Source organism: Stackebrandtia nassauensis DSM 44728 (assembly GCF_000024545.1).
Taxonomy (GTDB): domain Bacteria; phylum Actinomycetota; class Actinomycetes; order Mycobacteriales; family Micromonosporaceae; genus Stackebrandtia; species Stackebrandtia nassauensis.
Genome location: NC_013947.1, coordinates 6,632,810 through 6,645,780, shown reverse-complemented (window position 1 = coordinate 6,645,780; position 12,971 = coordinate 6,632,810). Strand labels below are relative to the sequence as shown.

At 66.9% G+C, this 12,971-nt stretch carries 12 protein-coding genes; 6 read left to right on the top strand and 6 right to left on the bottom strand.

Annotated features, from left to right (window positions below):
• Nucleotides 1-19: 19 nt before the first annotated feature.
• Complete coding sequence (locus tag SNAS_RS31175; RefSeq protein ID WP_013021491.1) at nt 20-1,669, bottom strand: metallophosphoesterase family protein; 1,650 nt, start codon at nt 1,667-1,669, stop codon at nt 20-22.
• 289 nt (nt 1,670-1,958) lie between these two features.
• On the opposite strand from SNAS_RS31175, the gene SNAS_RS31170 reads away from it, so the two are divergent.
• The 3 genes from SNAS_RS31170 to SNAS_RS31160 are packed head-to-tail and all read left to right on the top strand — an operon-like array spanning nt 1,959 to nt 4,790.
• A complete protein-coding gene (locus tag SNAS_RS31170) occupies nt 1,959-2,933 on the top strand; it encodes a hypothetical protein (RefSeq protein WP_013021490.1) in 975 nt (324 codons plus the stop codon).
• Complete coding sequence (locus SNAS_RS31165) at nt 2,933-3,919, top strand: ABC transporter ATP-binding protein (RefSeq protein ID WP_013021489.1); 987 nt, start codon at nt 2,933-2,935, stop codon at nt 3,917-3,919. Before SNAS_RS31170 ends, SNAS_RS31165 begins: the two co-directional genes overlap by 1 nt.
• The gene (locus SNAS_RS31160) at nt 3,906-4,790 is read left to right on the top strand and encodes an ABC transporter permease (RefSeq protein WP_013021488.1); all 885 of its coding nucleotides are present in this window, start codon (nt 3,906-3,908) and stop codon (nt 4,788-4,790) included. Before SNAS_RS31165 ends, SNAS_RS31160 begins: the two co-directional genes overlap by 14 nt.
• A 48-nt stretch (nt 4,791-4,838) precedes the next feature.
• Here SNAS_RS31160 and SNAS_RS31155 read toward each other — a convergent pair whose 3' ends face one another.
• The 3 genes from SNAS_RS31155 to SNAS_RS31150 form a co-directional block, all read right to left on the bottom strand.
• On the bottom strand, nt 4,839-6,065 hold the full coding sequence (locus SNAS_RS31155; RefSeq protein WP_013021487.1) for a type II toxin-antitoxin system HipA family toxin: 1,227 nt from the start codon (nt 6,063-6,065) through the stop codon (nt 4,839-4,841).
• Complete coding sequence (locus tag SNAS_RS34610; RefSeq protein ID WP_013021486.1) at nt 6,062-6,343, bottom strand: helix-turn-helix domain-containing protein; 282 nt, start codon at nt 6,341-6,343, stop codon at nt 6,062-6,064. The genes SNAS_RS31155 and SNAS_RS34610 overlap by 4 nt, the downstream gene beginning before the upstream one ends.
• Before the next feature lie 119 nt (nt 6,344-6,462).
• The gene (locus SNAS_RS31150; protein WP_013021485.1) at nt 6,463-7,647 is read right to left on the bottom strand and encodes a serine hydrolase domain-containing protein; all 1,185 of its coding nucleotides are present in this window, start codon (nt 7,645-7,647) and stop codon (nt 6,463-6,465) included.
• Between the two features lie 176 nt (nt 7,648-7,823).
• On the opposite strand from SNAS_RS31150, the gene SNAS_RS31145 reads away from it, so the two are divergent.
• Genes SNAS_RS31145 through SNAS_RS31135 form a run of 3 tightly spaced genes read left to right on the top strand, consistent with a single transcriptional unit; the run spans nt 7,824 to nt 9,383 of the window.
• Nucleotides 7,824-8,255 (top strand): SRPBCC domain-containing protein, encoded by a 432-nt coding sequence (locus tag SNAS_RS31145; protein WP_013021484.1) that lies wholly within the window; start codon nt 7,824-7,826, stop codon nt 8,253-8,255.
• Entirely contained in the window at nt 8,245-8,574 is a 330-nt protein-coding gene (locus tag SNAS_RS31140; protein WP_041625299.1) for an ArsR/SmtB family transcription factor, read from the top strand. The genes SNAS_RS31145 and SNAS_RS31140 overlap by 11 nt, the downstream gene beginning before the upstream one ends.
• 26 nt (nt 8,575-8,600) lie before the next feature.
• Entirely contained in the window at nt 8,601-9,383 is a 783-nt protein-coding gene (locus tag SNAS_RS31135) for a DUF899 family protein (protein ID WP_013021482.1), read from the top strand.
• Nucleotides 9,384-9,411: 28 nt separating this feature from the next.
• Here SNAS_RS31135 and SNAS_RS31130 read toward each other — a convergent pair whose 3' ends face one another.
• Both SNAS_RS31130 and SNAS_RS31125 read right to left on the bottom strand, forming a co-directional pair.
• Entirely contained in the window at nt 9,412-11,208 is a 1,797-nt protein-coding gene (locus tag SNAS_RS31130; RefSeq protein WP_013021481.1) for an ABC transporter ATP-binding protein, read from the bottom strand.
• On the bottom strand, nt 11,205-12,959 hold the full coding sequence (locus SNAS_RS31125) for an ABC transporter ATP-binding protein (protein ID WP_013021480.1): 1,755 nt from the start codon (nt 12,957-12,959) through the stop codon (nt 11,205-11,207). Before SNAS_RS31125 ends, SNAS_RS31130 begins: the two co-directional genes overlap by 4 nt.
• Nucleotides 12,960-12,971: the final 12 nt, after the last annotated feature.

Genomic DNA, 12,971 nt, shown 5'->3' with positions numbered 1-12,971 from the left:
GCCCGGTGCGGAAACCGTCCTATTCGTCCCCCGATGGGGGCTTTCCGGGGGCTGTGTACGGATCTTCAATGAAATGGGTCTTGATGGGCGTTTCCGGGACGATCCAGGATTCCTCCTCGCCGCCCTGCGGGTTGGCCCGCCACTTGCGTCCCACCTTGGCCACCCCGATCGGGAACACCGTCGCGCCGTCGCGCGAGATCCTCAGCCGCAGGAAGCACTTGTAGTCGTCGATCGACTGACCGGCGAACACCTCGTTGTCGTTGATGCCGAAGGCGCTGGCGATGACCAGGTACGTCGAGACGATGACGCTGGCGACCGCGCCCCCGATGGGCGCGAAGATCAGGTACGGCTCCCAGCCGTACTGCTCCAGGTCGAACCACTGCCACACCAGCAGACTCGCGCCGGTGAAACACAGATGTGCCGCCGCGTGCAGGATCGCCGCGATCCAGTACTTCCAGGTGCGGGGCCCCGCCGACGGGTTGGCGAAGGCGATCGTGATGCCGAGCGTGGCGACCACGGCGGCGACGGCGGGCCCCGGGCCCTCGACGAAGCTCAGCAGACCGAGCATGTGGATGATCCCCAGCAGCGCCACGAAGCTGGGGTTGCGGATCGGCATCCGCCAGTAGATCTTGAGCGCCTGCTGCCAGGACTTGGCGCGGTCGGGGAACGAGCCCTTGCGCTTGTACAGCCGGGTCTCGGAACCGTGCCGGGCCATGGATTCCGGCGGCGGGGCCTGCAACTCGTCCGGCATCGTGTGCGTCCCCGACAGGTACGCGCCACCGCCGCCCGCGGTGATCAGGTGGCGTTCGCCGTCGACCTCCTCGTAGTGGACGTAGTGGTGCCGGTCGCCGGTGAGGATGAGCGGCACCCGGCCGCCGCGCGGTTCGATGAAGGTCCGGATGAAGTAGTCGGTCCGGTCGAAGGCCCTGGGGTCGGAGTCAGTCCAGGTCCACGACGGCCGCGGCACGCACAGGATGACCGGGTCGCCCGGTTCCATCTGTTCGAATGCCTCGGTGAAGTACGCCAACTGTGGACTGTCCAGATAGGCGTCGAATTGCGCGTCGATGCCGACCAGCCACCACCGGTGCGGAAGCCTGGCGGCCCAGTAACTGCGGCGCTGATACGTCGAGCGTCCCCCGATGTCCCGCTCGGCGCCGAACAGCCGCAGGAACGCGGTGAGTCCGTCATACCAGTCGTGGTTGCCGGGGATCGCGTACAGTGAACCGTCCCCTTTGGGTAGAGCGGCCTGGTACGGACCCTTGCAGCGGTTCTCGTAGTCGCGCCAGTTCGCCGCCGGGTACACCTGGTCGCCGCCCATAACCAGGATGTTGCCCCGGGGCAGCGTCTGCGAGGGCGCGTGGCCGTGGCGGCTTTTCTGCGGCGTCAATTCCGGCTGGCTGGTCAGGTACGCCACCGAATAGGTGGCGTCGAATCCGTCCCCGGCGTCGGCGACATAATCGATCCACAATTCCTCCCCGGCGGAATGGTCGAACACCCCTTGCTGCGCATAAGCCTGCAATTCCCGTTTGTCCAAAAAGGCGCCCAATACCCGGGCCATGACCAGCCGCACCGCGGTACCCGACAGCACCCGGGTGGAAAGCCAGCGCACGGCCGGGAGCCGCTGGAACCGCAGTTGCTTGGGCGTCAGATCTGTCGGGCGTTCGTCCATGTCTCAACTGTGCATGATCGACTACATATTCAGCAACCCCAATGTGCCGGACATGAAATTTATGGTTTCTTAAGTCCTTGGCAGGCAACAGATTAGGTGATTCACAGGGGTCTTTCAGAAACGCTTGGAAACATCGCTCGCGCAGCCGGATGAACGGGCGGTGAAGTACCCCCGGTCGACCGGAAGCGCCGAAAGCACATCCCCCACATAGAGAGGAATGGCAATGCTACGCACCCGCACCGTGAGGCGTTTCGCTGTTCCAACAGCGATCGCCACAGGAGCGTTGGCTGTGGCCGGCGGCGTCGGCATCGTGCTGGCGAACGCCAACGAGCTGCCCGACAAGACCCCCGAGGAAGTACTCGCGGCCCTCCAGAACTCCGATGTAGACGGATTCTCGGGAACCGTGACACAGACCGCCGACCTGGGCTTGCCGAATTCCGGCACCGGCAGTGGGGCCGCCTCACTGTCGTCCGGCGAGCACAAGCTCGGCGTCATGTACTCCGCCGAGGGCAACCAGGCGCGAGTGTCGCAGCAGGGCGACGTCAAGGAGACCTCGTACGTCCGCGACGGCGAGAAACTGTTCAAATGGGACAGCCAGGCTGGCGAGAGCTTCGAGTACACCCTCGCCGGGGAAGCGGCTGACACCTCGATCATGCCGTTCGCGGGCTGGTGGCCCGGCGCGGCGGCCGACAAGGCCGTGGCCTCGGCCAAGAGCGCCGAACTCTCGCTGGGCGACCCGGTCAACATCGCCGGGTACGACGCCTACACCCTCATCATGACTCCCACCGAGGACAGCACGCTGGCCGAGAAGGTCGAGATCGCCGTCGAGGGCGAATCCGGCATGCCCATCGCCACCAACGTCTACGCCAAGGGCGGCAGCGAACCGGTGTTCTCGATGGCCTACGACGAACTCAACATGACCACCCCCGGCCCGGAGAACTTCCAGGCCCCCGAGGCCGCCAAGGCCAAGGACAAGGGCACCCTGGGCGTCGACGGTGACGAGGCCGCGCTGATCGGCAGCGGCTTCACCTCCATCGGCACCATGGAGACCACCGAGGAAGAGATCAAGGAGTACTTCGTCGAAGAGGGCCTGTCCGGCGACGCCGTGCAGGCATGGATCGACGAGGCCGAGCAGGTCGAGGGCGGCAAGATCCTCGAATCCACTCTGGTCAACGCCTACCTGACCGACGACGGCAAGCTCTACGTCGGCTCGGTGACCCCCGAGACGCTCGTCGAGGCGGCCAACGGCGGCACCACTCCGTAATGGACACCCAGCACGACCGTGTCACGGCGCGGGAGCCCGGCTCCCGCGCCGTGACAGCCGTCCACGCCGTCCGCACCCTCGGTCTCACCAAGCGCTACGGCCGCGACGCCACCGCCGTCGACTCCCTCGAACTGACCGTCCCCTACGGATCCGTGTACGGCTTCCTGGGCCCCAACGGCAGCGGCAAGACCACCACCATCCGGATGCTGCTCGGCCTCATCGAGGCCACCGACGGCCACTGTGAACTCCTGGGTCGCGCCATGCCCGCCGCGGCCACCCGGGTCCTGCCCCACGTCGGCGTCATGGTCGACGGCCCGTCCTTCCACCCCACCCTGTCCGGCCGCGACAACCTGCTGCGCCTGGACGCCGCCGACCGCACCGCCGACCGGGCCACCGTCCGCGCCCGTACCACCGCCGCCCTCGACCGCGTCGGCCTGACCAAGGCGGCCCGCAAACCGTTCCGCACCTACTCCCTGGGCATGAAACAGCGGCTGGCCATCGCCGCCGCCCTGCTGCGCCCGCGCCGCCTGCTCATCCTCGACGAACCCACCAACGGCCTCGACCCTCAGGGAACCCGCGAAGTCCGCAGCCTCATCGCCGACCTCGCCCGCGACGGCCTCACCGTCCTGCTGTCCACCCACCTGCTCAGCGAGGTCGAGCAGATGTGCGACCACGTCGGCATCATGCACCGGGGCCGCCTCAAGATCCAGGGCACATTGGACGACGTCCGTTCCTCGGTGCCCACCCGGATCCGCGTCGACACCCGCACCCCCGACGCCGTGACCTACCGGCTGCGCGACTTCGGCCTGAACCCCACCCGAACCGCCACCCACGTCACCGCCGACCTCGGCGACGCCGAACCCGAGAAGATCCTGTCCACCATCGTCGGCGACGGCATCCCCGTCCGCGAGTTCCGCGTCCTGGAACCCACTCTGGAGGAAGTCTTCATCTCCCTGACCGGGGAGGGATTCGATGCCGACACCTGAGCCCACCCTCCAGCACCCCGACCTCGACGACGAACCCGTGGCCGACCCGCTCAGCCTCCGGCTGCTGCGCTCCGAACTGCGCCTCATCGCCACCCGCCGCCGCAACCTCGTCGGCCTGGCCGTCCTGTGCGCCGTCCCGGTGATTCTGGCCGTGGTCCTGGCCCTGTCCAACTCCGCCGAACGCAGCGGCACCGCCGACGCGCCCCCCTTCGTGGCCATGATGTTCGGCAACGGCCTGCTCGTCGTCACCGGCACCTTCAGCGTCGAATGCCTGGTCTTCATCCCGCTGGCGATGTGCATGCTGGCCGCCGACTCCCTCTCCGGCGAAGCCAACGCGGGCACCCTGCGCTACCTCCTCACAGTCCCCATCGGACGAACTCGGCTGCTGTTCGTCAAGTACGCCGCCGCGTCCATCGCCGCCGTCATCACCATCGCGGCCGTCGCGATCACCGGAGCCCTCACCGGATTCGCCCTGTTCGGCACCGACGAACTGGTCACCCTGTCGGGGGCCAAGATCCCGTTCGAGGAGTCACTGTGGCGGGTCGGCCTGATGTGCCTCTACATCATGTTCATGATGGTCGCGTTCCTCGCGGTCGCCATGTTCGCGGCCACCCTCACCGACCAACCCGCAGCGACCGTCGTCGGCTGCCTCCTCTACGTCCTGCTCGACCAGCTCCTCGTCACCACCCCCGACCTCGCCTGGCTGAACCCCTACCTGTTCACCGGCTACTGGCGCGACTGGGGCGACCTGCTGCGCCAACCGATCGAGACGGCCAACGTCACCAACGGTCTGATCGTCGCCGTCGTCTACGCGGCCGTGTTCCTGTCCGCGGCCTGGGCCCGACTGACCACGAAGGACGTCACGTCCTAGGCAAAGTGGTCGCCTCGTTTCGATTGTCTGCTTCCCCGTCCACACCGGCTAGTGCCGCGCGGTTAGCTGCTTTCGACGGTATTGAATGGCGCGCTTGAGTTTTCGGACTTGTTGTGTGGCGAACGGCAGCGTGTCCAGATCGTTGATCCACAGGTCGGTTCGTTCGATCAGCTCGTCGAGAACGCGGTGTGTTGCGCGAGGCTTGAGCTTGAGGTGCTGCCCGAAGTCGGCGAACGTGGCTCTTGTTACGTCTTCGCGTCGTCGTCCTCCTATGGAGAGCGCGAGCGTGTAGTCGCCGTACAAGTAGGACGTCGGCAGGTCATAGGCGGGAGATATCTTCCATTCTCCGCTCACGGAACCGAGAATGGAGAAGTTCTTGGCATGAGCGTCGCCATTGGCCGTCAGGTACGCGAAGACAAACTGCCGCAGCAACGACATGGCGGCTACCGCCTCGGCGCGGGTCACGGAAATCAAACCGGCGGCGATTTCTTCGCTGGTCAGCGAGTATTTGGCGGCTGGATATCGACCCAGCACCTGACAGGCGTCCTCGGCCGGTAGCGACCGGAACTCGCCGGTATCGGTGACGACACGGTCGAAACGTTGAACCAGCAGCCCGGGAACCCCTTGGCCATCGTGGATCAACGCAGAAGGGGCGACGTCGATGCCGGATCTCCGTGCCGCTTCGAGGAAGAACGCTTCGTTCTCCACGACTGAGGGAAATTCTGGGGGGTTGAGCTTCAAGATGCCCGGCCCCGTGGACCCTCGCACTGGCATCGAAATCATCCGTGCTGACACTTTGTCCTGCACGCCGGGAATGCCCACCCGGTCGGGGCTGGTCCCCAAGGACGCGGCCAGGACTTCGGTGAAGTCCGCCTGATGTGGATCATCGATCTCAAGGAACGTCGGCACCGGCTGCGGATTGTGTCCCTTGGGGATCACGGAAACGTCGCCGATGGCGTCGGCTCCGATAGCAAGAAGGAGAGACAGTTCGTCGTCGGACGAGGTCTTGACCGCGTGACGAAGCGCGTTGAGCCGACGGCCCTCTGGTAGCAACCCCGCGAAGAAGGGAGGCACCGCACCGGCGAGTGTCACGAGTGGCTCGTCTCGCAATGGCAGGGTAGTCGCGACTGGTGGGCCTCCAGACTCGAGATATTCGCGCAGATAACCGAATTGGATGCCGTCCGTGGTGCGCTCTAGGTACCCAGCGAGCCGATTGTCTTTGTATACGTCCGCTTGCGTGACTGTGGGCAAGTCATGTATGTCGGTGTGAGTCATTGGACTTCCACTCGCACTTGGCCGTTTGATTTGCCGGGGCGCAATACCAGTTCGTAACCCAAGACGGTCAGAATGTCGATCAATTTGTCGACTCGCAAGGTCGATTTGGCGTGCTCCAGCATCGACACCGTGCGCGTCGCGCATCCAGCGAGATCGGCGAGTTCTTCCTGGCGCAGTCCCAGTTCTTCTCGTCGTAGTCGGACGGCCGCAGCCACTTCCGCGAGATTCGATGCACGTTCGTGCGTGGAAAGGTTCAGTCTACGGGGTTTGACCATCATTATCCGCCTCCCATGCACGATCGTACATAGGAAGCGTCATATGCGCTCTCTCAATCATCAAACCGGTTGTCCCGTGCACGATCGTGCATGAGACAACCAGGTGGACTGTTTTGGCTGGATCAGCCGCCCAGGTACTCCTTGACGGCGGCGTCCAGCTGTTTGTTCAGCTGCTCCGTCACGTCGTCGCCGATGCGGGTGTTGAGGTTGTAGCTCCAGTCCACCGAGTCCTTGCGGGACCAGATGACGCTGCGGGTTCCCGCCATGCTGCCGTAGCGGGCGTAGCCCGGCGCTCGTCCGCCCAGGCCCCAGGCGGCGTAGCGGGTGATCAGTTTCGAGGTCGCCCGGGCGGTGGCGACCAGGCCGCCGCCGGAGTCCATCTCGCCGATGAGGAAGACCCCGTAGGCGTTGGGGACCGGCTTGTCCGAGTGGGGGTCCCAGGCGCTGAGGCCGGTTCCCTTCGCGTCGTAGCCCACCTCGCCGGGCAGCGCGTCGGCCTTGATGGTCCGTCCGAGGTGGACTTCCTTCTCGACGCCCAGCGGGGTGAGGACATCGGTCTTGAGGAACTTGACGAAGTCGTCGCCGGTGGCCTTCTCCACCACCAGACCCAGCAGCAGGTAGCCGAAGTTGCAGTACACCTCTTTGGCACCGGGCTTGTGCTGCAACGGTTCTCCGTACATCCACTCCGCGATGTCGCGTTTGGCGACCCGGCCGGGCAGGTCGAGGTCGAGCGCGATCTGGCGGGTGCGGAAGAGCGGGTCGTAGCCGGAGACCGACAGGTCCCAGCCTCCCTTGTGGTCGACCAGTTGCTGGATGGTGATGGTGTCGACCTTCGGGTCCTTGGTCTGTGAGGGCAGCGCCTCGGTGTCGATGCCCAGGTACGGGAACACCGGCTCGGACAGGTCGATGGCACCGGCCTTGGACAGCTCGTGGATCGCCGCGCAGGTGAACGCCTTGCTGACCGACGCCACCCGGAACAGGCTGTCGGGTTTCGTGGTCGGGTAGTCCGCCTCGGCGAAGGTGTAGGCCATCGACACCGGCAGTTCGTCCTTGTCCCGGACGGTCAGCTGGGCGGCGCGGATCCTGTGCTTCTCCATGAAGTCGCGCATCACCTTGTGGATGCCCTTCGCGTCCTCCCCGGCCTCGGCCACCTGGCGCCACTTCGCCGCCCTGGCGTCCACCGGATCGGCGACGACGAGCCTGCTGGTGCCCCAGACGCCCAGGGCGCCGGCGCCGAGGCCGGCGGCGGCTCCGAACAGGGTGCGGCGACGCAGCGCGCGGCGGGGTGTGGAGGGGGTTGTGGACACGCGTACCTCCCGGGGTGGGGCGACCGCCGTGCCGGGGTGTGCGCGGCCGCGAATGGGTGTCGGCCGCACAACCTATCCGACGCGTGTAAGCGCATTCCTGGCCGGGGGAGTTGACGCAACCGGGTGGTTGCGATACTGTGGCAACTGAATGGTTGCTACTCGACTTGGAGGTCGACATGTCATTTCCCAACACCATCGAACGGACCCTCGAACTGGCCCACCCGCCGGAGAAGGTGTGGGCCGCGATCACCACCGCCGAAGGGCTGGCCAGCTGGTTCGGCAACACCGCCAGCATCGACCTGCGGCCCGGGGGTGACTTCCGGATGACGTGGGAGGGCGACTTCGAGGCGGACATGCGGGTCGAGCGGGTGGAGAAGCCGACCGTGTTCGCGTACACCTGGCCGATCGACGGGCTTCCCAAGGACGATCCGCGCCGCACCTACGTCGAGTTCACGCTCGAACCCGTCGACGGCGGCACCCGGCTGACGGTCCGGGAGTCCGGGTTCGCGCAGCTGCCGGAGGAAGTGCGGCGCAAGGCCATCGAGGGCAACACTGGAGGCTGGAAGAGTGAACTGGGTGAACTCGTCGAATACCTCGATGCCTCCTGAGCGGGAGGAGATCGCCGAGCAGGTCTTCGTGGCCCTCGGCGACCCCACCCGGCGGTCCATCCTGGCCGAACTGGCCGCGGGTGGTCCCGCCACCGCGACCGATCTGGCCGCGCGGTTGCCGATCACGCGGCAGGGTATCGCCAAACACCTGAATCTGTTGGCCGACGCCGGACTGGTGACGGCCGAACCGGGGGAGCGGCGCCGGGTGCGATACCGGCACCGCACCGCCCCGATGCGAGTGGCTCAACTGTTCCTGGCCGCGCTGGCCCGGGACTGGGATGATCGCCTCGACGCGCTCAAGGTCCATCTGGACGGGTAGCGGCCGGGCGAGGAAAGGAAGAAACCATGACCGAATCCATACGCAACCCGGTGCCCGACGTCGTCGACCGGGAGACCTGGAAGACCCAGGTCAACGCGCTGAGAGCGCGGGAGAAGGCCCACACCCGCGAGGGGGACGCCATCGCGGCCGCCCGGCGGCGGTTGCCGGTGGTCGAAGTGGACGCCACGACGACGCTGACCGGCCCGGGCGGGAAGGTCACGTTGCTGGACACCTTCGAAGGCCGCAACCAGCTGATCGCGTACTTCCACATGTGGTTCACGGGCCAGCCCGCCGCCGAGCAGTGCGAGGGCTGCACGCTCTTCAACGGGCAGGTCCGGGAACTGTCCTATCTGCATTCCCGGGACATCACCTACGCGACGTTCTGCCAGGGGCCGTACGACGAGAGCGTGCGGTACCGCGACTTCATGGGCTGGGACGTGCCCTGGTACTCCGCCGCCGAGTCCGCCGACACCCTGATGGCGGGACGCGGTCCCATCCTGCTGTCCTGCTACCTGCGCGACGGCGACCGGGTCTTCGAAACATATTGGACGGAGAACCGCGGCGTCGAGGTCATGGACAACAGCTACGCGCTGATGGACCTGACGGTGTTCGGGCGACAGGAAGGCTGGGAGGACTCGCCGGACGGCTGGCCGCAGCCGTGGCGGTGGGAGGACGGCAGCAACCACGCCAGCAACGACGGCCGCCCGAGCGCGCAGTGGTCGCGACTGCGCGCCGGACGCTCCGACGACCTCGGCAACAGCGGCCAGTCCCCGGATTCCGGGGGCGGCTGCTGCTCACACGGCGGCTAGAACCCGCACCGGGCTGGCAGGTGTCGGTTCAGCCCGGGACCGGTTGGGCGGCGGCGAACTGGGCCGCGTGCAGACGCGCGTAGGCACCGTTTGCCGCCACCAGTTCGGCGTGGCTGCCGGTCTCGACGATCCGGCCCGACTCCATCACCAGGATCACGTCAGCGTCCTTGATCGTCGACAACCGGTGCGCGATGACGAAACTGGTCCTTCCGTCGCGCAGCTTCGCCATCGCCGACTGGACCAGCATCTCGGTGCGGGTGTCCACTGAGCTCGTCGCCTCGTCCAGGACCAGGATCGACGGTTCGATGAGGAACGCCCGCGCGATGGTGATCAGCTGGCGTTCGCCGGCGCTGAGGCCGTCGGCGTCGGAGTCCAGGACGGTGTCGTAGCCGTCGGGCAGGGTGCGGATGAGCCGGTCGGCGTGCACGGCCTTGGCCGCGGCGACGATCCGCTCCCGGGAGGCGTCGGGTGCTCCGTAGGCGATGTTCTCGGCGATGGTGCCGTTGAACAGCCAGGTGTCCTGCAGGACCATGCCGATGTTGGCGCGTAGTTGTTGCCGGGACAGGGTGGCGATGTCGGCGCCGTCGACGGCGATGCTGCCGCCGTCGAGTTCGTAGAACCGCAGCAGCAGGTTGACCACAGTGGTCTTACCGGCTCCGGTGGGGCCGACGATCGCCACCGTCTGGCCGGGTTTGACCGACAGGTTCAGGTCGTCGATCAGGGGCTCGTCGGCCTTGTAGCGGAACGAGACCGCGTCGAACTCGACCGCGCCGCGTACCTCGCCGAGCTCGCGGGTGTGGTCGGCGTCGGGCTGCTGTTCGGTGGCGTCGAGCAGTTCGTAGACCCGTTCGGCCGAGGCGATGGCCGACTGGATCTGGCCCGCCATCGCCGCGAATCCCGCCAGCGGTTGGTTGAACTGCATGACGTACTGGACGAACGCCTGGATCTCGCCGATGGTCATGGCGCCGGACGCGACCCGGATGCCGCCGATGACGGCCACCAGGACGTAGTTGATGTTGCCCAGGAAGGTCAGCACCGGCGCGATGAGGCCGGAGACGAACTGGGCACTGACGCTGGAGTCGAGCACCTCGTCGTTGTGCTCGGCGAAGACCTCGGCGGCCTCGCGCCGACGCCCGAAGGCGGTGACGAGTTCGTGGCCCGAGTACATCTCCTCGATGTGGCCGTTGAGTTTGCCGGTCGCGGCCCACTGCCGTTTGAAGCGCGGTTGCGCCCGCTTGCCGATGGCCTTCGTGGACCACAGGATCACCGGCACGGTGGCCATCACCACGAGCGCCAGGATCGGTGACAGCACGAACATCATCACCGCGGTCCCCAGCAGCAGCAGAATGGACGTCAGGACCCGCGCGAACACCTGCTGGACGGTCTGCGACAGGTTGTCGATGTCGTTGGTGGCGCGCGACAGCACCTCGCCTCGGGCCTGGGTGTCGAAGTAGCTCAACGGAAGCCGCGACAGTTTGACGTCGGTCTGCTGCCGCAGCCGGTAGGCCATGGTCTGCGCGATCGTGGCGATCAGCCGACCCAGCACCACCTGCAGCAGCCAGGCGATGGCGGTCAGCGCCGCGGCGGTGCCCAGGATCGTGGCGACGCGTCCGAAGTCGACGCCCGATCCCTTGACCCCGGCGATGATCGTGTCGGTGGTCAGGCCCAGCAGCACCGGCTGGACGACGGTCATCCCGATGGCCAGCACCGCCAGCGTCAGGACGGCCGTCAGCCGCACCCGGTCGGCGTTGAGTCCCCGCAGTACCCGCAGCGACGTGGCCCGGAAGTCGTCGGGCTTGTTCTTCTCCCCTTGTGGATGGTTCACGCTGCCTCCTGTGGGGTGAGCTGGGAGTTGACGATCTCGGTGTAGGTGGGGCTGGTCTCCATGAGCTGTTCGTGGGTGCCGACGGCCTCGACGCGGCCGGAGTCCAGCACCACGATCTGGTCGGCCTCGCGGATCGTCGAGATCCGTTGCGCCACGATGATCTGGGTGGTTCCGGCGAGCTTCTCGGCCAGCGCCGCGCGCAGGGCCGCGTCGGTGGCGGTGTCCAAAGCGGAGAACGCGTCGTCGAACAGGTAGATCATCGGTTTGGCGACCAGTGCCCGCGCGATCGCGAGCCGCTGTCGCTGTCCACCGGAGACGGTCACGCCGCCCTGTCCTATGCCGGTGCCGAGCCCGTCGGGGAGCCCGGCGACGAAGTCGGCGGCCTGCGCGATGCGCAGCGCCTCCCACAGCTGTTCGTCGCTGGCGTCGGGGTCGCCGTAGCGCAGGTTGGACGCGATGGTGCCCGAGAACAGGTACGCCCGTTGCGGTATCAGCCCGATCGTGGCCGCCAGGGTGCGGCGGTCCAGCGACCGCAGGTCGACGCCGTCGATGGCGATCCCGCCGGTGTCCACATCCATCAGTCTCGCGGCGAGGTTGATCAAAGTGGTCTTTCCGCTGCCGGTCGAGCCGACGATCGCGGTGGTCCTGCCCGGCGGCGCGGTCAGCGTGATGTCGCACAGGACCTGCTGTTCGGCGCCCGGGTAACCGAATCCGGCGCCGCGCAACTCCAGCTGCCCCCGCGTCGGGGCCGGGGCGGGCGAGGCGGGTTCGGCGACGCTCGGCTCGGTGTCGAGCACCTCCATGATGCGTCCGGCGGTCACCTTGCCGCGCGGCACCAGCATGAAGACCGACATCGTCATCATGACCGCCATCAGGATCATCCCCAGGTAGTTGAGGAACGCGATCAGTGAGCCCAGTTGCATCTCGCCGCTGGCGATGCGCGGTCCGCCGAACCACACCACCGCGATGCTGGCGAGGCTGCTGATGAGCATGGCGGTGGCGCCGAAGTACGCCTGGATCCGGCCGACCCGGATCGCGACGGTCATCAGGTCGTCGTTGGCCTCGCCGAAGCGACGCTGTTCGTGGCCGTCGCGCACGAAGGCCCGGATCACCCGGATGCCGGTGATCTGTTCCCGCATCACCTGGTTGACCGAGTCGATGCGGGTCTGCATGAGCCGCGACGGCGGGATCAGTCTGCTGATGATGAGGCCCATCGCTACGGCCAGCACCGGGATCAGGACGGCGAGCACGCCGGTCAGCGGGACGTCCTGGCCCAGCGCCAGGACCAGTCCGCCGATCGCCATGAACGGCGAGGACAGCAGCATCGTGGCGGTGAACAGCACCAGCACCTGGATCTGCTGCACGTCGTTGGTGGTGCGGGTGATCAGCGACGGGGCGTCGAAGCGGTTCACCTCGCGGGCCGAGAAGTCCTGCACCCGGGCGAAGATCGCCGCGCGCAGGTCGCGACCCAGGCCCATGGCGACCTTCGAGCCGAGGTAGACGGCCGCGGCGGTGGCCACGACCTGGACGATCGTGACGGCGAGCATCACGCCGCCGTGCCGCAGGATGTAGCCGGTGTCGCCCGCGACGATGCCGTTGTCGACGATGTCGGCGTTCAGGGTCGGCAGGTACAGCATGCTCAGCGCCTGTACGCCCTGCAGCCCGAGGATGGCCGCCAGTTGGGAGCGGTAGGGCCGCAATCGGCCGCGCAACAACGGCAGCAGCGCGGCCTTCGGGGTATCGGTGGACATGGCTGAACCGTA

Coding starts and splice junctions, on each gene's coding strand:
- SNAS_RS31175 (WP_013021491.1), bottom strand. CDS start 1,669: ATGGACGAACGCCCGACAGATCTGACGCCCAAGCAACTGCGGTTCCAG.
- SNAS_RS31155 (WP_013021487.1), bottom strand. CDS start 6,065: ATGACTCACACCGACATACATGACTTGCCCACAGTCACGCAAGCGGAC.
- SNAS_RS34610 (WP_013021486.1), bottom strand. CDS start 6,343: ATGATGGTCAAACCCCGTAGACTGAACCTTTCCACGCACGAACGTGCA.
- SNAS_RS31125 (WP_013021480.1), bottom strand. CDS start 12,959: ATGTCCACCGATACCCCGAAGGCCGCGCTGCTGCCGTTGTTGCGCGGC.
- SNAS_RS31140 (WP_041625299.1), top strand. CDS start 8,245: ATGCCTCCTGAGCGGGAGGAGATCGCCGAGCAGGTCTTCGTGGCCCTC.
- SNAS_RS31165 (WP_013021489.1), top strand. CDS start 2,933: ATGGACACCCAGCACGACCGTGTCACGGCGCGGGAGCCCGGCTCCCGC.
- SNAS_RS31135 (WP_013021482.1), top strand. CDS start 8,601: ATGACCGAATCCATACGCAACCCGGTGCCCGACGTCGTCGACCGGGAG.
- SNAS_RS31160 (WP_013021488.1), top strand. CDS start 3,906: ATGCCGACACCTGAGCCCACCCTCCAGCACCCCGACCTCGACGACGAA.
- SNAS_RS31145 (WP_013021484.1), top strand. CDS start 7,824: ATGTCATTTCCCAACACCATCGAACGGACCCTCGAACTGGCCCACCCG.